Raw genomic sequence first — 25657 nt, forward strand, 5'->3', positions numbered from 1 at the left:
ATAAAAAACCATGTTTGCAAAATTTATTTATCTTGAGTGGAAATCTTTTACAAGATCAGCTTCTTTCGCTTCCAGTGTAGCCTTGAAAATTCTAATGGGTTTGCTTGTCCTTTATTTTACGGTACTTTTTTTAGCAATGGGGGTTGGAGCATTTTATATCCTTAAAAAAATGCAGCTGGATCCATTGATGACGGTAAACAAGTTCTTGATTTATTATTTTGTTTTGGATTTGATTGTACGCCTTATGCTTCAGGCAATTCCTGTAATGAACATTCGGCCATTGTTGACAATGACTTTTAAGAGGCCAACTATTGTACATTTTTCTTTGGGCAAAACTGCTTTGTCATTTTTCAATGTTACTCACGCTTTTTTCTTTCTCCCTTTTTCTATTGTTTTATTGTATGAAGGATATGACCCATTAAGTGTTATACTTTGGAGCACTTCAATGTTTGCATTGGTGTATTGTAATAATTTCTTGAATATTTTGTTGAATAATAAAGATAATTTATTGGCAGTTTTTATTGCGATTGCACTGATTTTGGCGGGCTGTCAATATTATAAACTTTTTGATATTACGAATTATGCACTTCCATTTTTTGAAGCATTATTTCATACCAAATGGGTCTTTATATTCCCAGTCTTAGTTTTGGCAGGATTGTATTATTGGACTTTTAATTATCTGAAAGGAGATTTGTATCTGGATGCGGGCTTGACTATCAAAAAGGATATTGCAAAAACTGAAAATCTAACGTGGTTAAATCAGTTTGGAACTTTAGGTACGTTTCTTAAAAATGACATTAAATTAATTAAAAGAAATAAGCGTTCGAAAACTACGGTAGGGGCAAGTATATTATTTTTGTTTTATGGTCTGATATTTTTTAATAATCCTACGCAGCCCGAAGTGATGCATATTTTTGCAGGAATATTTGTGTCGGGAGGATTTTTATTCACTTTTGGACAGTTTGTACCAAGCTGGGACAGTTCTTATTATCAATTGATGATGACTCAGAACATTCCGTATCGCGGTTATCTGAATTCTAAATGGTGGCTGGTAGTTATTGCCACCGTTATTTCTACCATTTTGGCTTCGTTCTATTTGTATTTTGGCTGGAAAATATACCTGACTATTGTAGCGGGAGCCATTTATAATATTGGCGTAAATTCACATTTAGTGCTGTTGGGTGGTGCTTTTACGAAAACTCCAATAGATTTATCAATGTCAAAAGGGGCTTTTGGTGACAAAAAATCATTTAATGTAAACACCATGTTGCTTACATTGCCTAAATTATTTCTACCCGTGCTTTTATATTGGTTAGGTTCCTATTTAATGAACCCAAAACTCGGACTGGCTTTTGTAGCTTTGGCTGGAGTACTAGGGTTTATGTTTAGAAATGTTGTTTTTTCGATGATAGAAAAAATTTATAAAAAAGAGAAATACAAAACCATCGAAGCCTATAAACAAAAAGCTTAAAATCTATTCTTTTAATCAAATAAACGGTTAAACAATTTAACAGTTAAACTTATAAAAAATGATACAAGTTAATAATCTTACCAAAAAATATAACGACACAGCAGTTTTAAATATCGAATCATTAGAAATTCCAAAAGGGCAGAGCCTTGGGCTGGTTGGAAACAACGGGGCAGGAAAAACTACTTTTTTCAGTTTGTTATTAGATCTGATTCAGCCGTCTACAGGAAATATTTTAAACAACGGAATTCAGGTGAATACTAGCGAAGACTGGAAACCTTTTACGGCTTCATTTCTAGACGAAAGTTTCCTGATAGGATATTTAACTCCCGAAGAATACTTCTATTTTATTGGGGATTTGAGAGGGCAAAACAAGGCAGATGTTGATGTACTGTTGGCGCAGCATGAAGAATTTTTTAATGGTGAAATCCTTAAAAATAAAAAATATCTGCGCGATTTATCCAAAGGAAATCAAAAGAAAGTTGGAATTATTGCAACTTTGATAGGAAATCCCGAAGTTATTATTTTAGATGAGCCTTTCGCTAATTTGGATCCAACGACTGTAAACAGATTAAAAAAAATCATCAAAGAATTAGCCGATAATCCAAATGTTACCGTCTTGGTTTCAAGCCATGATTTGCAGCATACTGTTGAAGTCTGTGATAGGATTGTTGCTTTGAATAAAGGAGAATTGGTAAAAGATATGCTAACTTCCAAGGAGACGCTGCAGGAATTGGAATTGTTTTTTGCGGTTTAATTTATATATTTCAAAAAGAAACGTATTTTTACAAGTCATTGTACTAAAATACTTTTTAAAAAGTTTAATGATTTAAACGTTTTCCCTTGAACAGCAATACATCAAAATACATTTTAGCCTTACTCATTATATCTTTCTTGATAGCATGTTCTACCAAGAAAGATACTTTTTTGGCTAGAAATTCGCATGCTTTGAGTACAAAACTCAATATATTGTACAATGGTCAGATTGCATTAGACAAAGGTGTTAAAGGAATAAACGACAATACGACCGAAAATTTCTGGAATCGCCTGCCTGTCGAGAAAATGCAGATTACTGATGATGTTCCAGCAGATGGAAAATCCAAAAATGCCGATTTTGAATTAGCCGAAGCTAAAGCTACCAAAGCGATTCAAAAACATTCCATGAATATTGGCGGGCACGAAAAAAACTATCAAATTGATGAGGCTTATTTATTGCTGGGAAAATCGAGATATTACGATCAAAGATTTATTCCTGCCTTAGATGCATTCAATTATATTCTGTATAAATATCCTAATAGCAGTAATATTTATGACGCTAAAATGTGGCGCGAAAAAACGAATGTCCGTTTAGGAAATGAAGCAGTGGCTTTAAAAAACATTTCGAAACTCATTAAAGATAATGAGTATATGAAGAAAGAGATTAAAAAACAGAAGTTAAGCAGACAGGAATTTGCCAATGCCAATGCGATATTAGCCAGTGCTTTTTTAAATTTAGAAGAAAAAGACAGTGCTGTGATAAAACTAAAACTAGCAAATGAATACACTAAAATTCACGAAGAGAAAGAGCGTTATTCTTTTTTGCTAGGCCAGCTGTATGAAGAAGCAGGTCAAAAAGACAGCGCCGTATATTTCTATCAGACGGTCATAGACATGAATAGAAAAGCTGAAAGGAGATTTGTGATTCAGGCTTATGCAAAAAAAGCACAGCTTTCAGATTATAAAGATGCCGATTATGATTTGTTTGTCAAAAAATCTAAAAAGATTATGGAAGACAGAGAGAACAGGCCGTACTTGGATGTGATTTATCACAGCATTGGAATTTTTTATGATCATCATAATGAAAAAGAATTGGCTTTGGATTTTTATAATGCTTCTTTAGAAAAAAAATCTGCTGATTCCTATTTGAACGCTTCTAATTATAGAAACATTGGAAATTTATATTTTAAGCATACCGAATATCTTAGTGCTGCAAAAAATTATGATAAGTCTTTAGAATTATTAGACCCAAAATCCAGAGAGTTTCTTCAGATTTCAAAAATCAGAAAAAATTTAGATGAAGCTATTATTAATGAGACAATCGCCAAAAGAAATGACAGTATTATTTATGTATATAATTTAAAGGAACCGGAGCAGGTTGTTTTCTATGAGAATTATATTCAAAAGTTAAAAAGCAGTGATGAGCTTAAAAAAATGCTTGATGAGAAGCAAAAACAAATAGACAATAACATTTTGTTAAATGGCGAAGTGAGTAAACCTGATACTGCAGTTCCGAATCAGAATATGCAGACATTAAATCCTCCAACAGATGCGCCAAATACAAATCCATCAGCGATTGCCAATACATTTTATTTCTATAATCCCAATACTGTTGCGTATGGAAAATTGGAATTTAGAAAAATATGGGGAAATAGAGTTCAAAACAGTTATTGGAGATTTTCATCAGGAGCAAATTTAGGGGCAAATGCTCCAGTAGCTGCAACTGCTGCAGTTACAGCACCCGATGATAAACTAACCGCTCCTGTAGCAGTAAATGAAAAATATACGACTGATTATTATTTAAAGCAATTGCCAAAATCACAAAAAGCAATTGATAGTATCAGCAAAGAAAGAAATGCTGTTTATTATGAATTAGGTATTATTTATAAAGAAAAATTTAAGGAATATAATTTGGCTTCCAATAGATTGGAACAATTGTTATTGTATCAGCCGGAAGAAAAATTAATTCTTCCAACGAAATACAATTTGTATAAAATCTATGAGATCACTAATCCAGCTAAAGCAGAGGCTATAAAACAGGAGTTAATAAGTCAATATCCTAATTCCCGATATGTGCAGATTATTACAAATTCAGGTTCAAATGAAGGGGCAGGCATAGGAACTCCAGAAGGGGAATATGATAATTTATATCGTTTGTATAAGCAGGAATCTTTCGCGTCTGTTTTACAGCAAGTTGATGGTTTAATCAGCAATTTTACAGGAGAAGCTATTGTGCCTAAATTCGAATTGCTAAAAGCAAACACTATTGGTAAATTATACGGACTGGCACCTTACAAAAAAGCAATGCAATACGTTGCTGATAATTATTCTAATAGTAAGGAAGGAAAAGAAGCTATAGAAATTCTAAAAACCCAAATTCCGCTTTTGGAACAAATGAAATTTAGTACAGCAGAAAGCAGAAACTGGAAAGTGGTTTTTAAAATTGACAAATATGACAATAAAGCGGAAGCAGCTATTGAAAGTAAAGTGATCTTGTTTTTTGCCAATGAAAATGTTGAAAAACTAAAATACACTTGTGATTCCTATTCTGAAAAGGAAAGTTTTGTTTCAATACAAGGAATACATTCACAATCGTATGCTCAATTCGTTGCTGCTCTTTTTGCTGAGAATGAGAAATATAAAATCAGCCAGCCAGGAATTATCATTTCAAATGAAAATTATAAAATAGTGCAAATCAAGAAAAATTTCGACGAATATCTTTCATTAAAAAAACTGTAATTATGTTTGATAAAAAACCAAAATCGTACACAGATCTTTTAGGAAAGACCAACAGAATTGTAGAAGGTACGACGATTCATGGAGATATTATTTCACCAGCCGATTTTAGGCTAGACGGTGAGCTGATAGGGAACTTTACATCAAGCGGTAAATTAGTAATTGGACCTTCTGGAAGTATCAAAGGAAATATTATTTGTAATACAGTAGATATTGAAGGAAAATTTGAAGGCAAAATCAAAGTAGAAGGCCTTTTAAATATAAAGGAATCAGCCAGTATTATAGGTGAAGTCGAAATTGGCAAACTGGCAGTAGAACCAGGCGCTGTCTTCAATGCTTCCTGTGTTATGTTTAAAACTGCAGCTCCAGCAAATGCCGACGAATAACTCCCCAAAAAAGAACAACTATAATAAATGGTTGGCCTTGATAAATATTCCAATTCAAATGGGAGTTATCATTTTCTTGTTTTCTTATTTAGGAAACTGGATGGATGAGAATCATCCAAGCCCCAAAGTATATTATGTAAAAATTATGGTGATGGTTGGGGTGTTTTTGGCACTTTATAATGTTATCAGGCAAGTAAACGAAATCAACAAAAAACAATAAATCAAAGAATAATGAGCTTTAAAAAAACTTACCCATTTTTAGTTTTAATGGGTACTGCATTCCTTTTATATGCAATCCATAAAATGGTTTTTAATGTTTTAAATATTCAAGAAGAGACTTTTCATTATTCTTTGGAAACACTTTATTTGTTTTTTCTGCTTTTATCTGCGATTATTTTCAGGGTTTTATTAACAGTCAGAGAAAAAAGTTTTGACAATGTGGGAATGTCGTTTCTTTTGGCTACCAGTGTAAAAATGGTTTTTTGTTACTTGATTTTAAGACCATTATTGCAGACTCCAAAATCAGATAATCCTGTCGAACGAATAAATTTCTTTATTCTGTTTATTGTCTTTTTAACAATTGAGACACTTTTTACGATACGCTTAGTAAACGAAAAGCAATAATCAATATCCCTGTGAATCAAATTCTCAAAAAAATACTTTTATAATGCTTTTGAGTATTAATAAAAAATGTACCTTTGCACCAAATTTTAGAATCGTTAAAAAATAAGATATTTAAGAGATATGGTGATTTCCAACAAAGCACTTAGATTTATTATAGCGACTTTCGTTATATGTCTTCCTTTTATTAGTTTTGCAAACCCTGAAACAGCTACTACAAATGCTCAAAATGTAGAATCTCAAGAAGGTTCGAAATCAGGTCATGAAGCTCACGCTGAACCAACAGATGTTAAATCTGAAATTAAGGAATTTATTAATCACCACCTTTTAGACGCTCACGATTTTACTTTCAATGCTAATAAAGAAACTGGAGAGCATTATGGATTTTCATTACCAATCATTCTTTGGGACAATGGACTACAGATGTTTTCTTCTTCTGAATTTCACCACGGACCAATTGCTGATGTAGCGGAGCATAATGGGAATTTCTACAAAATACACCACGAAAAAATTTATAAAACCGATGCTTCAGGTGAATTAACAGAAGAGCACGGTCATCCAACAAATGTTAGGCCTTTAGACTTATCTATTACTAAAAGTGTATTTGGAATTTTAACAGTAGCATTAGTAATGTTTTTAGTATTTGCAGGTTTAGCAAAATCGTATGCTAAAAATGGTGGAATTTCTTCTGGAGTTGGCCGTTTCTTTGAGCCACTTGTACTTTATGTTAGGGACGAAATTGCTATTCCAAACATTGGAGAAAAGCATTATAAAAAATATATGAGTTATTTGTTGACTATATTTTTCTTTATTCTGTTTTTAAACATATTAGGATTAGCTCCTTTTGGATTCAATGTGACTGGTAATATTACAATAACTTTATCTTTGGCGGTATTAACTTATTTGATTACTACTTTTACAGCTAACAAAAATTATTGGTCACACATGCTTTGGATGCCAGGGGTTCCTGTAATTTTAAGACCAGTATTGGCATTAATAGAATTATTAGGAACAATTATTAAGCCGTTTTCATTAATGATTCGTTTGTACGCTAATATGATGGCGGGTCACGTAGTGTTAATGAGCATTATCGGGTTAATGTTTATTTTCAAAAGCTGGATTGGAAGTTCTTTATCATTTGTATTAGCATTTGCACTTTCTATTCTAGAAATATTAGTTGCCTTTTTACAAGCATATATTTTCACGATGTTATCATCATTATATTTTGGAGCTGGTAACGAAGAGCATCATCACGAAGAAGCTCATCATTAAAATTTAGATTTCAGATTTAGATTTCAGATTTTCATAATCTAAATTCAAAAATCTAAACTCAAAAAAGAATGTTTAATTTTTAATATATATATTATGCAAATTCCAGAAATTGTTGGAGCAGGATTAATTGTAATCGGAGCAGGTTTAGGTATTGGTAGAATTGGTGGTTCAGCAATGGACGCTATCGCTCGTCAGCCAGAAGCTTCAGGAAAAATCCAAACAGCTATGATTATCGCAGCTGCTCTTATTGAAGGTATCGGTTTCGCTGCTTTGTTCGCGAAATAAGAATCAAAAGCAATGGTTGCAACGGTTGGTTGCAACTATTGTTTTAAAATTAAAACATTAAAATTAAATATATAGATATAAAATGGATAAGTTAATAAATGATTTTTCGTTTGGTTTGTTTATTTGGCAAGTATTAATCTTTGTTGGGTTAATATTTTTATTGAAAAAATTCGCTTGGAAACCAATTCTTGATGCTGTAAACGATAGAGAAGAAGGAATTAAAAATGCTTTGCTTTCTGCTGAAAATGCAAAAAAAGAAATGCAGAATTTACAAGCTGATAACCAGCGTATTTTACAGGAAGCTAGATTAGAGCGTGACAACATGCTTAAAGAAGCTCGTGAAATGAAAGACAAAATGGTTGACGATGCTAAAACTGAAGCTCAGGCTCAAGGTCAAAAAATGATTGACCAAGCAAAAGCTGCAATCGAAAGCGAAAAAAATGCAGCTATGGCTGAATTGAAATTGCAAGTTTCAACTTTGTCACTTAGTATTGCTGAAAAATTATTAAAAGAGGAATTGTCTAACAAAGAAGCTCAGACTAAATTAGTTGAGAAATTGTTAGGTGACGTTAAATTGAACTAATCATGGCAAGTACTAGAGCAGCAATTCGTTATGCAACCGCAATTTTAGATTTATCCAATTCAAAAGGGGTATCTGAAGCTGTGAATAATGACATGAAATCTATTGCTTCAACGATTAAGGGAAATGAGGAATTGAATACTTTTATTCAAAACCCAACCATTAAGGTAGAAGTGAAAGAGAAAGCACTTTTAGAAGTTTTTGCTACTGTTGACAATGTAACCAAAGGTTTGCTTCATTTGTTGTTTGAAAACAAAAGATTTGAAATCCTTGATGTTATCGCAGCAGAATACAGCAAATTGTTTGATATCAAGAATAATGTTGAAGTTGCTAAAGTAACAACTGCTGTTGCTATGGACGCAGCACTTGAAGCTAAAGTTCTGGCTAAAATTGCAACACTTTCTGATAAAAAAATTACGATAGTAAATACTGTAGATCCTTCTATCATCGGAGGATTTATATTAAGAATAGGCGATCAGCAGTACAATGCTTCTGTTGCCAACAGATTACAAATATTAAAGAGAGAGTTAAGTAATTAGTTTTATTACACATAAGTGTCTAAATTATAATTTAAGATGGCGGAAATCAAACCAGCTGAAATTTCAGCGATATTAAGAAAGCAAGTAGAAGGTTTTGAGTCAGGTGCTACACTAGAGGAAGTGGGTACAGTACTACAAGTTGGAGATGGTATTGCTCTTATTTATGGGCTTTCAAATGTTCAATACGGTGAGTTAGTTGAATTCGAAAACGGATTAGAGGCAATCGTTTTGAACCTTGAACAAGACAATGTTGGGGTGGTACTTTTAGGACCTTCAACAGGAATCAAAGAAGGATCTACTGCAAAAAGAACACAACGTATCGCTTCTCTTAAAACAGGAGAAGGAATGGTAGGACGTGTAGTGAACACTCTTGGTTTTCCAATTGATGGAAAAGGACCAATCGGTGGTGAATTATTCGAAATGCCTTTGGAAAGAAAAGCTCCTGGAGTTATCTTCCGTCAGCCGGTAACTGAACCATTACAAACAGGTGTAAAAGCAGTTGATGCTATGATTCCAGTTGGTCGTGGACAGCGTGAGCTTGTTATTGGTGACCGTCAGACAGGTAAATCTACTGTTTGTATCGATACCATCTTAAATCAAAAAGAATTTTACGATGCAGGTAAACCTGTATTTTGTATATATGTAGCAATTGGTCAAAAAGCTTCTACTGTTGCAGGAATTGCAAAAACACTAGAAGAAAAAGGTGCAATGGCTTATACAGTGATCGTAGCAGCAAATGCTTCTGATCCAGCTCCAATGCAGGTTTATGCTCCTTTCGCAGGTGCGGCAATTGGAGAATATTTCAGAGATTCAGGACGTCCAGCTTTAATTGTTTATGATGATTTGTCTAAACAAGCTGTGGCTTACCGTGAGGTTTCTCTTTTATTAAGAAGACCACCGGGACGTGAAGCATATCCTGGAGACGTTTTCTACCTACACTCTCGTTTATTAGAAAGAGCTTGTAAAGTTATCGCTGATGATGGAATTGCTAAAGACATGAATGATTTACCAGATTCATTAAAAGGAATCGTTAAAGGTGGAGGTTCATTAACTGCATTGCCAATTATCGAAACTCAAGCGGGTGACGTATCTGCATATATCCCAACAAACGTAATTTCGATTACAGATGGTCAAATTTTCTTGGATGGAGATTTGTTTAACTCAGGGGTTCGTCCAGCGATCAATGTAGGTATTTCTGTTTCTCGTGTTGGAGGTAATGCTCAGATTAAATCAATGAAAAAAGTATCAGGTACTTTGAAATTGGATCAAGCACAATTCCGTGAATTGGAAGCGTTTGCTAAATTTGGTTCTGACCTTGATGCTGTTACTTTGAACGTAATTGAAAAAGGAAAAAGAAACGTTGAAATCTTGAAACAAGGTTTGAATGATCCTTTTACAGTTGAAGACCAAGTTGCAATTATCTACGCTGGATCTAAAAACTTATTGAGAAATGTTCCTGTGAATAAAGTAAAAGAATTTGAGAAAGATTTCTTGGAATTCTTAAATGCTAAACACAGAGCTACACTTGATGCTTTGAAAGCAGGAAAATTAACAGATGAAATTACAGATGTACTTGAAACTGTTGCAAAAGAAATTTCAGCGAAATATAACTAATTTTAGTTGATGGTTGTTGGCTGATTGTTGTTGGATTTATCCAAGTAAACTATCAACCAACAACTAACAACCAACAACTATAAAAAAATGGCAAATTTAAAGGAAATCCGTAATAGAATTACTTCCATTTCATCAACGATGCAGATTACATCGGCAATGAAAATGGTTTCTGCAGCAAAGCTAAAGAAAGCACAAGATGCGATCACTGCAATGCGCCCTTATGCCGAAAAATTAACGGAATTATTACAGAATCTATCTGCGTCGCTTGATGGTGATGTTGGTGGAGAATTTACTACACAGCGTGAAGTAAAGAAAGTTTTAATTGTAGCTATAACTTCTAACAGAGGTTTGTGTGGTGCTTTTAACACGAATGTAATTAAGGAAGCTAAAAGCCGTTCTGAATATTATGCAGGTAAACAAGTGGATATTTTTGCCATTGGTAAAAAAGGAAACGACATTTTATCTAAAACTTCAACGGTAATTGATAATCAAAGTGCAGTTTTTGATCAATTGACTTTTGATAATGTGGCTCTTATTGCAGAGGCATTAACTCAAAAATTTGTTTCGGGTGAGTACGACAAAATTGAATTGATATACAATCAATTTAAAAATGCTGCGACACAAATTGTTCAAGTTGAACAGTTTTTGCCATTAGCTCCTATTCAATCAGACAAAAGAGTTTCTGTTGGTGATTATATTTTTGAACCTGCAAAGGAAGAAATTGTAATGACTTTGATTCCAAAAGCATTAAAAACACAATTGTACAAAGGTATTCGTGATTCATTTGCATCGGAGCATGGAGCACGTATGACTGCGATGCACAAAGCAACTGATAATGCTACTGATTTGAGAGATCAATTGAAATTGACTTACAATAAAGCACGTCAGGCAGCAATTACTAACGAGATTCTTGAGATCGTTGGTGGAGCAGAAGCTTTGAAAGGATAATATTTTTTATTCGAATATATTTAAGAGTCCCGCAATTGCGGGACTTTTTTGTTAGCAATTATTTCAGTTTACTGGGAACATAACCAAAATATTTTTTGAATGCTACTGTAAAGTGCTGGGGATTTTTATATCCAACTTCATAAGCAACTTCAGAAATGTTCATACTTTTTTTAGAGAGAATTTCTTTTGCTTTTTCCATTCTAAGACGAGTCAGGTATTGAAATATTGGCTCGCCATAAACGTGCTTAAAATTGCGATTGAGTTTATAGCGGTTGATTCCTATGGCAAAGGCTAACTCTTCAACAGTTACTGAGGCTTGAATATTTTTCTGGAGCGTAGTTTCAACTTTTGTTATTTGTTCCTGTTCTATTGCGCTAAGATAGAGTTGTGAATTTGTTTTCTCTTTGTTATTAATTTTAGAAAACATATAAAGGAATATTTTAATTATTTCTGATTCCAGATAAGGCAAATCAGTTTCTTTCTCTTGCGATTTTTTAATTATGTTATCCAGAACCGGTTTCAAAGTTTTAGGAATTTTTTCTCCTTCTTCCCACATTTTGAAAGCTGTTTTTTCTCTTAGTGCTTTCCCAAAGATGCCACTTATTTTATAAAAGTCATTTTTGAAAATTTTGCGTATAAAATCTTCCGTGCATTCTATTTCTACTGATTTTCTTATTCCGGAATACCAATTTAATACACCATCTATTATTGGCAAATAGAAAAAATTGTATTGGTCATCTTCTATGGTTATCGATATATCGTTTTTGTTATTGGGCTGAAAATCAATTTTTCCTTCCAATTCAAAATGTAATTTAATGAATGGAGAATCCTGTTTTATATCAAATGTCAATTGTGAAGCGATATTGAAATTATTTACAATGATTACAACCCCATCCAGAAAAATTTTTTTGTTCAACATTTTGAAATAATATAATAGTAAACGAATTTAAATAAAATTGTTTTTGATAAGTTGTAGTTACCCAAATGCGTATGTAATAATGCGTTTTGCGTTGGTTTTTATTTATGCGAAAAATATAATTTCGCACACCAATACTTATTTAAACTAAATAAAAACAAATGTATGTAAAAATACAAAAGTTTGGCTTTTTATAGGTTTAAATTTTAACTCTGATTTGTATCAATAATGATTTTTAAAAGGAAAAGTGGCTTAGTCTTTTTTGCAATTATATTGTCAATCCAATTTTTGTCGGCTCAAACTAAAATCGAAAAAGATACAATCAAAAAGGATGAACTCAATGAAGTTAAAGTAGTAGCCAAGTCCAGAGCAAAAATTGTAAGTGAAGAAGCCATAAAAATTGAGGTTTTGGATGTGAAAGAATTACAAAGTAGTTCGACTACATTAGGTGATGCTATTAATAGAATGTCGGGAATCAGAGTGCGTCAAGCCACTGGTTTAGGTTCGGCAAATAGTATTATAATCAACGGATTTACAGGTCGTGCAGTAAAATATTTTAAGGATGATATTCCCTTGGATTATCTAGGTGAGTCATTTAATGTTTTGACTTTACCAACTACAATGCTTGATAGGGTAGAAGTGTATAAAGGAGTTCTACCAACGAATTTAGGTGCAGATGCTTTAGGCGGAGCAGTGAATTTTGTAACACAGAAAAACAAAAAAGAGCATTTGGAATTGAGTTATGAATATGGTTCTTTCAACACACAGAGATTCACTTTTAATTCGTATTCGATAAGTAAAAACGAAAAATATTTTGCCGGAATGGATGGTTTTATAAATCATTCCGATAATGATTACTGGGTTGATGCCAAAGTGATTGATCCGGAAACCGGTACTTTATCTGAGAAAAATGTAAAGCGTTTTCATGATAAGTTTACCAATGGGTATGCCGAAATTTACGGAGGAATCAAAAATTTTTCATTCGCAGATGAATTGAAAATTGGAATTACTTTGACAAAAGTCAAAAAAGACCAACAACATGGGGCTTTAATGACTAATCCTTATGGCGAGATTTATATAAAAGAAGCCGTAATTGCACCAACGCTTAATTACAGAAAAGCATTTCTTGATAATAGACTGATTTTTACCAATTTCAACACCTATTCTTTGATAAACAGCCAAGTGATTGACAGTTGCGGTTGTGCTTACGATTGGTATGGAAACAAAACTTTGATTCCGGCACGGGAAGGGGAAGCAGATGCCAATGGTTCATTGGCAAATATTGATTTTAGGAATTTCATCAACAGAACTTTTTTGAATTATACGATCAATACAACAAATTCAGTTTCGTTTAATCTTGTGTATTCAGATCAGATTCGTGAAGGATCTGATCCTTATGGTCCGGTTTATTTTCATTCAGGCAGAGACATTTTATCGGTTCCGGCTATTTATAAAAAACTGGTTGCTTCCTTAGGTTGGGAAAGCAGGTATTTTAATGAAAAACTAACCAATAATTTTATTGTCAAAAACTATCATTTTGAAACCAGCGGAACCGATGGAGGCCGTTTGAGTTATACTGAAGAGACAATTAAAAATAAAGGAAAAAACTATGGTTTTGCAGACGCTTTGAAGTATAAAATCAATAAAAAATCCTTTATTAGAACAGGAGTAGAAAGCGCTTATCGATTACCGGAACAAGGCGAAATCTATGGAGACGGACAATTTTTGTTATCCAATTTTAATTTGAAACCCGAAAAGAGTTTTAATCTCAATCTTGGTTATCGTTACGATGCAATAAATAAATACTATTTTGAAACGAACATTTTTTATCGAAAAACCGAAAACTTAATTATATTGGTTCCGGTTCTAATGCCTTTTTCTCAATATAATAATGTGAATAAAGTCAGAGGATATGGAGTGGAGCTTGATGGAGGATATCACTTTACCAATTGGCTGAACATCTCAGCAAATCTTACCTATCAAGATTTACGATTGTTCGGAATTACGGATCCAGCAGAAGTTTTCCTGAACGAAGCCCGATTAAGAAATACCCCTTTTCTATTTGGAAACATTTCGTTGAACTTCAATAAAAACAATGTTTTTAAGAGTGATGATACTTTCAAAGCTTATTATAATTATTCCTATACACACAATTATTATTTAGCCAATGTGCCAAAATCTTCTGAGTCGTCAAATATTTTTGATACTCCAAAGATTGATACAGATTTGGTTATTCCTACCCAACATTTGCATTCAGCAGGAATTGTTTATTCCTTAAAAAAAGAAAAAATAAACTTTGGCTTCGAGGTCAGAAACATATTCGACGAAAAACTATTTGACAACTTTAAGGTACAAAAAGCAGGAAGAAGCTTTTACCTTAAAATCAGATATTTATTTAACTAAAATTCATTATTAAAAAACAAATTATGTATCAAAATTTTCAAAAAGCATTAGTTGTATTAGGTCTTGCAACTACTTTATTTACGACATCCTGCTCAGACGATAACAATGATCCTGAAACACCAGCAACAGTAGCTGAAAATTATGTCGTTATGTCAGGAGAATCTAAAAATCCATTTTCAGGATATATTACTTCTTTCGGAGGGACTTTGCCTTCAGGTCAGATTTCCAATATTAAAACTTCTTCGAAACAAGTTTTGGGTAGTTTAGGAATGCGATCTATTGGAAAATATTTTTATAAAATGGCTAATTTTCAATATGAAACCGGAGTTCAAAAATTTAGTATTACGGCTTCGGGAGAAATAAAAGACGAAGGTTTTATTGCTTGCGGAAAAGCTATTTTAGGTTCTGCTCAATATACTGTTGTCAATGAAACTACAGGATTTTATTTTGATGGTGACAGAGGATTACTGAAAATCCAAAAATTTAATCCTTCAACAATGCAAAGAACAGGGGAGATTGATTTGAGTACGCAATTAGCCAATAATGCTATCGAATACATATCTGTTGGGCAAAATTGTTTGATGGTAAAGGAAGGAAAACTTTTTGCAAACATTCATTACGGAAAATCGGCTTCAAAAGGATTTTTGGATGCTGTTGATGACAAAATTCGTTTTGCTGTAATTGATATTGCTACAGCAACTTTTGAAAAAGTAACTACTTTCACGACAGGAACTCCGCAACAAGTATGCTGGTTTACTGATAATTCAATGTGGGATTTGGGTGATGATGGCGCTTTGTATTTCTGTACTTTAGGAAAAGTAGCTGGTGGAGCATCAAAAATTTTGCGAATCAAAGCTGGTGCTACAGATATTGATACCACTTGGAAATTAGAAATGGATGATTATAAACTGAATGGTTGTTTTGTAAATGTAATTGCCAAAGGAGGAAAAATCTATACCCGAATTCCAACAGAAAGTTTAAAATCAGATTTCTCTAATCTGTATGGTGATATTTGGAGTCCAACAGTTATTGATATCAATACTAAAGTTGCCACAACTATTTCTGGAATTCCGGTTTGTGAATTTAAAGGAAATGAAGAGGCAATGGTAGAAGTGGATGGTAAAATACATTTCCTAATTTCAAATACTAGTTTAGGAACTAATGGAGTTTACAAAGTAGAAGGGACAACAGGAACACAATTGTTTAATCTTACCCAAGGTGGAAGAATCGTTGGTTTTGGAAAATCTAAATAAGAAATCTATGAACACAATAACAAAAATTACTTTTTGCTGGTTGCTAATCGTAGTCGCATTGGCCTATCACGTACAATATGAAATGTCGGGATTGTTTTTTGGTAAAGACATAAAATCTCCTGAAGCTACAGGTGAAATGCCTTATTTTCTGCACTATTTTAATATAGCTGTTACTATAATTCCGTTATTTTTTGCTTTACTGACACCGTTTGTAAACCACAAAATCTTTGTAATGGTTTCACTCGTTTATGCAGTTTTATATTTATTGTTAAATGCATTTCACGTTATAGCCACAGCTATGGAAGATATTTTTAATTTATCACAAATGACTCTGCTGACTTTTGTTGCTGTAACTAATATCCTTTTGGTGCTCTCAATTAACAAATGGAGGAAAGAACAGATGATTTAAAGTGATTGAATTTTAATTATAAAATACATAAAATGAAAAAAGAGCCAATTGGCTCTTTTTTATGCTTGTTTTTAAAGGAACAAATAGCTTTATAATCCTTGGCTCTTGTTTAAGGGTGACTCTTAGCTTTCCCTGAGGCTTGTTTTATAAGGGAACAATAGCTTTATAAACCCTATGCTCTGTTTTTTTTGTGGGTAAAACTTAGCTTCGCCCGAGCTTTGTTTTGTGGGGACAAATTAGCTTTATAAAAACCCCTTTTCTATTTTTTACATTACAAATATCTATCATAAAAATCGTTCCTGCAATACCCACTTTTAGTGATTTTTAATAAATTTTATTCAATTTTTTTTTCTTTATTTTTGTTGTTCAATTCTTAAATTCTATTCAATTGAGACTCTCGGAACTTACTACTGTAGCGGAAATGCTGGCGCAAATTGAAACAATGAAACATTTGTATCCAAAAATGACTTTAGAAAAATACGAATTCCATTTAAAGGAAATGGTTCCGCATAATTATAAGCAGGTGGCCGTTTTTGATGGTGAAGTTTGCGTAGGTTTATCTGGTTTTTGGACAGCAGTCAAACTTTGGACAGGGAAGTATATTGAAATAGATAATTTTATTGTTCATTCTGATTACAGATCCAAAGGAATTGGAAAGATGATGACCGATTATATTGATACTAAAGCTAAGGCCGAAGGCTGTAACGCTGTTGTATTGGATGCTTTCACGGGTAATTTTATTGCGCATCGTTTTTATTACAATCAAGGGTTTGAGCCAAGAGGCTTTCATTTTGTAAAAATGTTAAACGAAGAGGGATTGACATAGGATAAAATGCATTTTGTTTATTGAAAAAGTTTATATTTATATTTTATTTTTTAGTAACTTTTTAACAAGGTTAGCGTATAATAGTAGAAATTGTTTTACAACATCTATAAACTAAGATTAAATAATATACAAAATGGCAAAAGAAAGTTTTAATTGGAAAAGTCTTTTTATTAATGAAGAAACTGAATCACCATCAGAAACAAATACACCGCAGACTCCAATAACTCCACAACCTAGCGAGGTTACCAAATTTCCTAACCATGCCACTCAGCCAATCTCTTCGGAATCTTTATCCAACCCATTTTTAAAAGAAATTTTTGAAGTATATGATAAAGGATTTGAATCTTTAAATGCTTCGGGTTTTGATTTTTTTGAATTGTATAAATCTGTTGTAGCTGTTGGGATTTCAAACCCTCAGAGTTATCAGATGGCTTTCACAATGGGAAAAACAATTCAGCCAGATTTGAGCAAACAATTTCTTCTTGAAAAAGCAAATTTTTATATTACTGAAATTGAAAAAGTCTATTCTAAATACGACACTATTGGAAAAACAAAAAAAACGGATTTAGAAAATAATCTGACGAAAGAAAAATATAATCTTTCCAAAAGCATTGAAGAATTGAATACCAAGATTCTTCAGCTTCAAAATGAATTGGAAACTAAAAAAGCAGAATTTCAAAAAATAGATTCTGGTAATATAGAACAATTTTCGGAAATAAAATTAAAGATGGAAGCTAACGATTTAGCCAAACATAAAATCATCGATTCAATCAACACAGTAGTAACAGGAATTAATCAATATCTATAATTAATGGACAAATTCGAACAAGAGAAGAGTGCACTATTATCACTTCCAATATTAAAACATTTTGACGAATCAAAAGGTGAAATAGCCTTAAAATCCGGAACCTTAAAAAAAGGAGAACAAACTTTATTTTGGGGTTTGGCTTTGGGTTTATTGGGTGTTGGAGGATATTTAACTTGGACATATATTATTCCACCGCTTTTTACAATGCTGGGTCAGGCAATTGCTTTATCGGCGACCGGTGTTTTTTTGGTTTTTTTAGTAATGATGTTTCCTGTTATTATGAAAGGATTGAGATTTGCTACCAAAAATCTTCACAAAGCATTAATTCAAAGCAATCCTTTTAATGAATTGGAAGAACAAAAACAAAAAATGGTAAAAAACCGTGAAGTTTTTAAGAACACTAAAGCTAAGTTGAAAGGTCTTAAAAATGAAATGGAAATTGAAGCCAGCAAATCTGAAAAAGAGGCCAAAGGTTTTCAGGAAGATGTTTTAAGTTTAAAGCGCCAATGCGAAAAACTGAAATCGGCAATGGATGAAATGGTTAGGTTGAACGGAGCTGGTGCCAAAGATACTGATGAGTATGTAGCGCTTCAAAGTGAGCTGGCCAGAAAACTAAGTGATTCCCAAAGGATTTCTACACAATATGAGCAAAGCAAAAATTTCATTCAAAAGTATGGGGTTCGTGCCAATGTTTTAGGAAAAATGGACAGAAAATTGACGTTGGCCGGAACAGCAATTGACATAAAAATTGCCGATTTTGACGCTACAGTTACGATGCTTCAAAAAGAATACGAGTTTGCCAGAAATGCTAAAGAAGCAACAGAAAGTGCCAAAAGTGCGATGATGTTCACCAAAGATTGGGAACTGGAATATGCACTGGAGGTAGTAACTTCGACAATTGCACTGGATATTGCCAGAACTTCTGAAAACCTGATTGATATTGATTCTCTTACTTCTAAATATTCTGTAGATAATGATGAGTTGTATTCCAGATTAGATTCATTGGCAGATGAAATTAAAACGGGAGACAACACCATTCCTGATTCAACAAAATATTCGAGTCCAAATTATAAAATGACCAAAGAAGACAAACTGTCAAGTGGTGGTTTTGGAGATATTTTTTAATAAATAATTTAAATTTTAAAAATAAAATGGGAAAAATTTTAAGAACGGAAAAGCTAACCACTTTTTCAGAATTATTGATTGTTATTATTGCAATAGGAGGAATTTTAGGAGCAGTATATTATATTTCTCCTGGAATCAAAACTGCTATTTCAAAACAATTGAATGGAATGGAATTGAATGGAACAGATGTAAATAATGTTACCAATGCCGAAAAAATTGCACTTCCTACTACTGACATCTCTTCTGAAGTAAGCAGTAAACCTTTAGTAAGAATTGGAGGATATGCATGGAATGCTCAGTCAGGAATCATTGTTTCTAATGGAGGACCAAAAACAACAAAAGGATCCCTGATGGAAAAAAACGGAGTTAATCTTGAAATTGTACGTCAGGACTGGCTTTCGGAATTGCGTAATATGCAAATGAAATTCATCGAAGAATTCGATAAAGGAGAAGCTTTCCCTTCATCTGATAAAAGTGTTTTTGCAGTTATGATTATGGGTGACGGAGCGCCTTTTTATATTAGTTCTGTTCAAAAATCATTAGACGAGAAATACGGAAAAGACAAATATCATTTACAGGTTATGGGTGTAGTTGGTATGAGTTATGGTGAAGACAAATTAATAGGACCACCAAGCTGGAAATCTGATCCAAAATCTATGAAAGGGTCTGTTATTTCGGCTGTTCTTGGAGATGGTGACTGGGTTACAACCGTAAATTATTGTTTTGCAAATGGATTAAAAGTAAATCCTGATCCAACAACGTATGATGCTGAAGCAGTAAATATTTACCCTTCAGAAAATGACGATTATATCAAATCGGCTGAGGAATTGATTAAATCCCAAACAACAGGATGGACTGTTACTTTGAAAGAAGTGGTAAACGGAAAATTAACCGGAAAATCGGTTAACAGAAAAATTGATGGTTGTGCAACCTGGACGCCTGGAGATAAAACGGTTTTTGATAAACTTTCTGGTTTTGTTGATATCGTTTCTACGAAAGAGTTCAATAATCAAATGCCAACAGCACTTATTGGTGTGAAAGAATGGGCTGTAAAAAATCCTGATATTGTTTCCAATATTTTGAAATCGGCTTTGACAGCTTCTAATCAAATGAAAAATTATGAAGACTGGAAGGTAAGAGCTTCTCAGGCAGTTAGTGATACTTATAAAATGGAAACTCCAGAATATTGGTATAAAATGTTTAAAGGACAGCAAGGAACAAAAGGCGGATTGACCTATAATATGGGAGGATCAAAAGTGTTTAATTATGCTGATGCGATGCAGTATTTTGGAATGTCAGACGGTGTAAACAGATATAAATCAGTTTATAATCAAGTTTCTGGATATTTAACAGAATTGAATCCGTTTGGATTTAATGAAAATGTAGGCGCTGTTGTTCCTTACGATCAGGCAGTAAATTTATTTTTCCTTAAAAACATTAACGATATCGAATCGACTTCTGCAGATAAAGCAGATTATTCCATACAAGCTACAGAGGTTATGGCTTCAGGCGAATGGAAAATCAATTTTAGTTCAGGAAGCGCTTCAGTTCAAAGCAGTTCAAATAAAGATTTAGAGAAAATTTACAATCTTTTGGTACAGGCAGAAAACAGCAAATTAACGGTTGTTGGGCATACTGATAATGTTGGAAACAGTGATGCGAATTTAGCGTTATCAAAAAGCAGAGCGCAAGCTGTTGTAGATTATCTGAAACAAAAAGGTATTCCGGAAAACCGTTTCCAACTGATTGATGGTAAAGGTCAAAATGAGCCAGTTGCTGACAATGGTACAGAATCTGGTAAATCGAAAAACCGTAGAGTTGTAATTACGTTCTTGAAATAAACTTTTCCATAATAGCAAAGACACAGGAATTCATTAATGGAAAACTGTGTCTTTGTTTTTTAAAATATTTTTTATGATAAAAATTTTTACCCCTTTTGAGAAATTATCAAAAAGCCACAAAACGTTTATTTTATTGGGCTGGCTGTTTCTTTTGATTGTAATTTGGTTTGTTGGAACTTCTGGGACAAAACATCTTTTTCCTTCGCCAAGTCAGGTTTTGACCGGTTTCACGGATTTGTATAATGAAGGTCTGGTAGTACATATTTTCAATTCTTTGCAATTGTGTTTTATCTCGATTTTTTTGGCTACAGTAATTTCATTGATGTTTGCTTATACATGGCCAATTCCGGCTTTAAAATCTATTTCGGAATTTGTGACTAAATTTCGTTTTTTGCCTTTTACGGGATTGTCATTTTATATCACGATGGTAATCCACGAAGCAAGAACAATGCAGGTCTGGATTTTGGTGATATTCCTGACCACTTTTCTGACTACCTCTTTAATTGCGGTTATCAAAGATATTCCTCAGGAAGAATTTGATCACGCCAAAACTTTAAAATGCAGTCGATTGGAAGTGCTTTGGCAGGTTATTATTTTGGGAAGACTGGATTATGTTATGGATGTAATCAGACAAAATCTGGCAATCACATGGATGATGCTTGTTACAGTAGAATCAATAGTTGTGGCATCAGGCGGATTAGGATTTTTAATAAAAAACTCCGATAAGTTTATGAACACAGGACGAATAATAGCACTTCAAATTATTATTTTATTAATTGGTTTGGGGCTTGACGCCGGCATAAATTTTTTAAGAAAAACAATATTTAGATATTCAAAAATATAAATTCAGATGAAACACGAATATAAAGAAACGCTTTTATATGTTGAAAATCTTAGCGTTGCCTATGATGACGCAGTTATTATAAAAGACATAAATCTTACCGAAAAAGATGTTATACGCGAGGGTGTAGACTGCACAGGTCAAGTGATTGCATTTGTAGGAAGATCTGGAAGAGGAAAATCTACTTTTTTTAAAGCTTTAACAGGATTGGTTCCTTGTACTGACGGAAAAATATTGATTCGTGATTTTGAGAACAGTGAACCAAATTCCGCTAAACTTGTTAAAGAAGGGGATATTGGTTTTGTAGATCAGAAATACACTTTGTTCAGACATAAAACAGTTTATCAGGCATTGAAATTTTCATTGAGAAAAACAACTCTTTCGGATACCGAAAAAGAAAGCAAAATAAAAGAATATTTGAAAGTATGGGGATTGGAAAACTGTGCTGACAAATATCCAAATGAACTTTCCGGAGGACAGAGACAAAGAACGGCAATTATAGAACAGCTTTTTTCTTCGGATAATTTTATTGTTTTGGATGAACCTTTCTCTGGTTTAGATGTTGGAAATATTGAAGAAGTGAAAAAATCTTTTGACTTGCTATGTAAAACTTCTGATTATAATACAGTAATATTTTCTACCCATGACATTGAATTGGCTTTGGAATTGGCACAGTCTATTTATGTAATCGGACATCCAACAATCAATGGGAAAAAAGAAAAATACGGAACGATAGTGGCGAAGTATGATCTTAGAGATATTGGATTGGCTTGGACAGAATTTGGTGAGGAGCATAGAAAATTATGCAAAGAGATTATACATCAAATGATGATTTCGTAATAGAGCAAACTTTTAAAAATGTAATTTGGTCTGTTGCAAAAGATTTTAGAACCAGAAAATAAAGATAAAATAATGGCATTAACTGCTTCATTTATTCAAGAATTAAGAGAAGAAACTTCCAAAGTCCTTGCCATTTGTTCATCATTAAATAAAGAAAATTTATTTATTCAAAAAATAAATCAGCTGGAGGTTCCCAATAATCCAAATGGTTTGCTGATAAAAACAGAGCATTTTTTCCTTTCAGATTGTATAGAAATGTACAATCTGTGTTTGGGGAAAGAAAATGATAGAGCCAGATTTACATTGGCCTATTATTATGATGCTTTGCGTAATGCCAGTTTTGCCGATGAAAAAGAAGCTAAGTCTTTAAATTCATTAGTAGCTACCGAAAATTTTAAAAAGCATATTTTAAAAATCAGAAATGAAAACCGTTTGCTATGGTCAAAGCCGAGTGACAAAAAATATTTCATTCCGAGTGTTTTGTTAGAAATCAATAATCCTGACTACGAAAGAATTTTAGAGAAATATCAAAATTTCCTGCAGTATTCTTATGAAGTTAAGTTTAAAAAAAGAGAGGATTTCGGAGCATTTATTGGATTAAAGGCGAATGATAAAAAAAATGAAAATTCGGATGTGACTTTTGTTTCAGAGAACGATTCTTTAGAAATTGTGCTTAAGGAATTAGATCAGTTAATAGGATTGGACGAAGTAAAAAAAGATGTTTATGAACTGATAAACCTTTTGAAAATTCAAAAAAAGCGTTCTTCCGAAGGATTAAAAAACATTGAAGTTACTTTACACACCGTTTTTTTGGGGCCACCTGGAACAGGAAAAACCTCAGTAGCTAGACTTTTGAGCAGGATATTCAAGCATTTGGGATTTTTATCAAAAGGGCAAATGTATGAAACCGACAGAGAAGGAATGATTGCAGGCTATGTAGGACAAACGGCTTCTAAAGTGGATAAAGTAGTAGAAGAAAGTTTGGGAGGCGTCTTGTTTATTGATGAAGCTTACGCTTTAACCCAGAATGCTTTAGGAAACGATTATGGTTCTGAAGCGGTAAATACACTGTTGAAAAGAATGGAAGATCATCGGGGTGATTTGGCAGTGGTTGTTGCCGGATATACAGAACCAATGAAAGGCTTTGTAGAATCCAATCCAGGATTGCGGTCTCGTTTCAACCGTTTTTTTAGTTTTAACCATTTTACTCCTGAACAATTATTCCTAATCTTTGAAAATTTTTGCAAAAACTCTGATTTTATAATTGATCCAGATGCTAAAGAAAAATTGACCGATACCTTTGAATTACTATACTCCAAGAAGGATGAAAATTTCGGAAATGCCAGAGTAGTCCGTAATTTATTTGAAAAATGTGTTCAAAATCAAGCCAATCGAATAGTGAATTTATCATTGCTTAATCAGGAAGTATTAAAAACTTTTACAGAAACTGATGTGCCAGAACCTAAAGATACTCAAAACCAAATCAGTTTTTTTCAGGAATAATTTTGATTTTTTGCTAATATTAAACAATCTGAAATTACCTTAGCGATCGAATTATTCAATTACAAAACACAAAAAATAACCAAAGAATTGGTTATTTTTGCTTTATAATAATTAACAGACAACTCATTTTGGGATTATATAAAAAGCTTTTTCAACAAACAGCCATATATGGACTTGCGACAGTAATACCAAGAATGTTCAGCTTCTTGCTGGTGCCACTTTATACCGGTTTATTGCCACAAGCGGAATACGGAAAGGTATCTATAATATTCGCTTGGATGATCTTTTTCAATGTAATTCTAGCATATGGAATGGAGACAGCTTTTTTTAGATTTTACAATTCCGAGAAAAACAAAGAAAGTGTAGTTGAAACAACCATTATATCTATTTTTTGGTCTACGATTCTTTTTATTTTTATAGCGTTATTATTTCGAAATTCCTTAGCTCATTGGTCAGGTGTAGATACACAATATATAACCTATTCGATTTGGATCTTAGCATTGGATGCTCTCGTTATTGTACCTTTTTCTAAATTAAGAGCGAATCAAAGGCCCATGTTTTATGCTGGGATTAAAATAGGAAATGTTCTGGTCAACCTTTGCCTGAATTTATTTTTCCTGATGTATCTGCCAAGTGTTTCAGTATCTCAGCCTGACAGTTTTCTAGGTTCTATTTACATAGAAAATTTTCAGATAGGATATATATTTCTTGCTAATATCATAGCGAGTTTTCTAACTTTTGTAGTGCTGTTTCCGGACTATTTTACGATAAATTGGAAATTTGATTATGAACTTTGGAAACGGATGATCCGCTACGGATTACCCATAATGATAGCAGGAATTGCATTTGCCATCAATGAGCAGTTTGATAAAATCCTTTTAGGTAATCTATTGCCAGCCAATATCGCTGCTGAACAAGTTGGGATATATTCTGCATGTTATAAATTAGGATTATTTATGGTTTTATATAGAACCGCTTATACCTTAGGAATTGAGCCTTTCTTTTTTAGCCATGCATCCAATGAAAATGCACAGCAGACTTATGCAACTGTTACCAAATATTTCGTGATTTTTGGATCTTTAATTTTGTTATTCGTAATTGTATTTGCTGATCTTTTAAAGCGGGTTATGATTCCAAATCCTGCTTATTGGGAAGCCATGAAAGTAGTTCCGTTAATCATTTTGGCCAATTTTTTCTTGGGGATTTATACCAATCTTTCCGTTTGGTATAAACTCATTGATAAGACTTATGTAGGTGCTTATATTTCTATAGTCGGTGCGGCTGTAACTTTAGTTTTGAACTTTTTACTGATTCCGAAATACAGCTATTATGGTTCGGCAATTGCTACTCTTTCGGCTTACGGAAGCATGATGTTCATTTCTTATTATTTCGGGAACAAGTACTATCCAATTCCATACGACAAGAAAAAAATAGGCGGTTACCTATCGTTATCGATTGGGTTTTCATGTATTTCTTTTTATGGATTTAATCAAAATTATTTTATCGGAGTAATACTTTTAGCTGTTTTTATGGGTTTTATTTATTACAACGAAAAAGAAACACTTTTACGAATTTTAAAACGGCCTGTTAAAAATTAGGAGCTATTTCCTGCTGTCCGCTATATCTTTTCCTTTTTAAAGAAAAAAGGAAAAGGATGTCGCTTCCATCAGGGCTAGGGCATTCTGCA

The 25657-nt window shown here is 33.1% G+C and carries 24 protein-coding genes; 23 read left to right on the forward strand and 1 reads right to left on the reverse strand.

The window, feature by feature from the left end; translation table 11 throughout:
- Positions 1-10: 10 nt before the first annotated feature.
- From C8P67_RS10215 to atpG, 12 genes are all read left to right on the forward strand, one after another.
- Positions 11-1471, forward strand: coding sequence for a DUF5687 family protein (locus tag C8P67_RS10215; RefSeq protein ID WP_115812988.1), 1461 nt, complete (start codon positions 11-13; stop codon positions 1469-1471).
- Positions 1472-1529: 58 nt separating this feature from the next.
- A complete protein-coding gene (locus C8P67_RS10220) occupies positions 1530-2225 on the forward strand; it encodes an ABC transporter ATP-binding protein (protein ID WP_115812990.1) in 696 nt (231 codons plus the stop codon).
- 86 nt (positions 2226-2311) lie between these two features.
- The gene (porW, locus tag C8P67_RS10225) at positions 2312-4963 is read left to right on the forward strand and encodes a type IX secretion system periplasmic lipoprotein PorW/SprE (RefSeq protein ID WP_115812992.1); all 2652 of its coding nucleotides are present in this window, start codon (positions 2312-2314) and stop codon (positions 4961-4963) included.
- A 2-nt stretch (positions 4964-4965) separates the two neighbouring features.
- A complete protein-coding gene (locus C8P67_RS10230) occupies positions 4966-5346 on the forward strand; it encodes a bactofilin family protein (protein WP_115812994.1) in 381 nt (126 codons plus the stop codon).
- The gene (locus C8P67_RS10235; RefSeq protein WP_115812996.1) at positions 5333-5566 is read left to right on the forward strand and encodes an AtpZ/AtpI family protein; all 234 of its coding nucleotides are present in this window, start codon (positions 5333-5335) and stop codon (positions 5564-5566) included. The genes C8P67_RS10230 and C8P67_RS10235 overlap by 14 nt, the downstream gene beginning before the upstream one ends.
- Before the next feature lie 11 nt (positions 5567-5577).
- Positions 5578-5970 carry a DUF6168 family protein gene (locus C8P67_RS10240; protein ID WP_115812998.1) on the forward strand — a complete coding sequence of 131 codons (393 nt, stop codon included), beginning with the start codon at positions 5578-5580 and terminating at the stop codon, positions 5968-5970.
- 120 nt (positions 5971-6090) lie between these two features.
- Positions 6091-7239 carry a F0F1 ATP synthase subunit A gene (atpB, locus tag C8P67_RS10245; RefSeq protein ID WP_115813000.1) on the forward strand — a complete coding sequence of 383 codons (1149 nt, stop codon included), beginning with the start codon at positions 6091-6093 and terminating at the stop codon, positions 7237-7239.
- A 93-nt stretch (positions 7240-7332) separates the two neighbouring features.
- Positions 7333-7524, forward strand: a complete 192-nt coding sequence (atpE, locus tag C8P67_RS10250; RefSeq protein WP_167357301.1) for an ATP synthase F0 subunit C — start codon at positions 7333-7335, stop codon at positions 7522-7524.
- Between the two features lie 82 nt (positions 7525-7606).
- On the forward strand, positions 7607-8107 hold the full coding sequence (locus tag C8P67_RS10255) for a F0F1 ATP synthase subunit B (RefSeq protein WP_115813002.1): 501 nt from the start codon (positions 7607-7609) through the stop codon (positions 8105-8107).
- 2 nt (positions 8108-8109) lie between these two features.
- A complete protein-coding gene (gene atpH, locus C8P67_RS10260; RefSeq protein WP_115813004.1) occupies positions 8110-8643 on the forward strand; it encodes an ATP synthase F1 subunit delta in 534 nt (177 codons plus the stop codon).
- A gap of 36 nt (positions 8644-8679) precedes the next feature.
- Positions 8680-10257: a F0F1 ATP synthase subunit alpha gene (gene atpA / locus C8P67_RS10265; RefSeq protein WP_115813006.1), complete on the forward strand. Its 1578-nt coding sequence runs from the start codon at positions 8680-8682 to the stop codon at positions 10255-10257.
- Between the two features lie 87 nt (positions 10258-10344).
- Positions 10345-11205, forward strand: a complete 861-nt coding sequence (atpG, locus tag C8P67_RS10270) for an ATP synthase F1 subunit gamma (protein ID WP_115813008.1) — start codon at positions 10345-10347, stop codon at positions 11203-11205.
- Positions 11206-11263: 58 nt separating this feature from the next.
- Here atpG and C8P67_RS10275 read toward each other — a convergent pair whose 3' ends face one another.
- A complete protein-coding gene (locus C8P67_RS10275; protein WP_115813010.1) occupies positions 11264-12124 on the reverse strand; it encodes a helix-turn-helix domain-containing protein in 861 nt (286 codons plus the stop codon).
- A gap of 270 nt (positions 12125-12394) precedes the next feature.
- On the opposite strand from C8P67_RS10275, the gene C8P67_RS10280 reads away from it, so the two are divergent.
- The 11 genes from C8P67_RS10280 (at position 12395) to C8P67_RS10330 (ending at position 25568) form a co-directional block, all read left to right on the forward strand.
- A complete protein-coding gene (locus tag C8P67_RS10280; protein ID WP_211319905.1) occupies positions 12395-14524 on the forward strand; it encodes a TonB-dependent receptor plug domain-containing protein in 2130 nt (709 codons plus the stop codon).
- A gap of 23 nt (positions 14525-14547) precedes the next feature.
- Positions 14548-15777: a hypothetical protein gene (locus tag C8P67_RS10285; protein WP_115813014.1), complete on the forward strand. Its 1230-nt coding sequence runs from the start codon at positions 14548-14550 to the stop codon at positions 15775-15777.
- A gap of 7 nt (positions 15778-15784) precedes the next feature.
- Positions 15785-16186: a hypothetical protein gene (locus C8P67_RS10290; RefSeq protein WP_115813016.1), complete on the forward strand. Its 402-nt coding sequence runs from the start codon at positions 15785-15787 to the stop codon at positions 16184-16186.
- A 388-nt stretch (positions 16187-16574) separates the two neighbouring features.
- Positions 16575-17012 (forward strand): GNAT family N-acetyltransferase, encoded by a 438-nt coding sequence (locus tag C8P67_RS10295; RefSeq protein ID WP_317125450.1) that lies wholly within the window; start codon positions 16575-16577, stop codon positions 17010-17012.
- A 133-nt stretch (positions 17013-17145) separates the two neighbouring features.
- The gene (locus tag C8P67_RS10300; protein WP_115813020.1) at positions 17146-17820 is read left to right on the forward strand and encodes a hypothetical protein; all 675 of its coding nucleotides are present in this window, start codon (positions 17146-17148) and stop codon (positions 17818-17820) included.
- Between the two features lie 3 nt (positions 17821-17823).
- Complete coding sequence (locus C8P67_RS10305) at positions 17824-18945, forward strand: hypothetical protein (RefSeq protein WP_115813022.1); 1122 nt, start codon at positions 17824-17826, stop codon at positions 18943-18945.
- 26 nt (positions 18946-18971) lie between these two features.
- Positions 18972-20786, forward strand: coding sequence for an OmpA family protein (locus C8P67_RS10310; RefSeq protein ID WP_115813024.1), 1815 nt, complete (start codon positions 18972-18974; stop codon positions 20784-20786).
- A gap of 73 nt (positions 20787-20859) precedes the next feature.
- On the forward strand, positions 20860-21630 hold the full coding sequence (locus C8P67_RS10315; RefSeq protein WP_115813026.1) for an ABC transporter permease: 771 nt from the start codon (positions 20860-20862) through the stop codon (positions 21628-21630).
- Between the two features lie 6 nt (positions 21631-21636).
- On the forward strand, positions 21637-22467 hold the full coding sequence (locus C8P67_RS10320) for an ATP-binding cassette domain-containing protein (protein ID WP_115813028.1): 831 nt from the start codon (positions 21637-21639) through the stop codon (positions 22465-22467).
- Between the two features lie 33 nt (positions 22468-22500).
- A complete protein-coding gene (locus C8P67_RS10325) occupies positions 22501-23970 on the forward strand; it encodes an AAA family ATPase (protein WP_211319906.1) in 1470 nt (489 codons plus the stop codon).
- A gap of 128 nt (positions 23971-24098) precedes the next feature.
- On the forward strand, positions 24099-25568 hold the full coding sequence (locus C8P67_RS10330; RefSeq protein ID WP_115813030.1) for a lipopolysaccharide biosynthesis protein: 1470 nt from the start codon (positions 24099-24101) through the stop codon (positions 25566-25568).
- Positions 25569-25657 lie beyond the last annotated feature (89 nt).

The sequence above is a fragment of the Flavobacterium aquicola genome (assembly GCF_003385115.1).
Classification (GTDB): Bacteria; Bacteroidota; Bacteroidia; order Flavobacteriales; family Flavobacteriaceae; genus Flavobacterium; species Flavobacterium aquicola.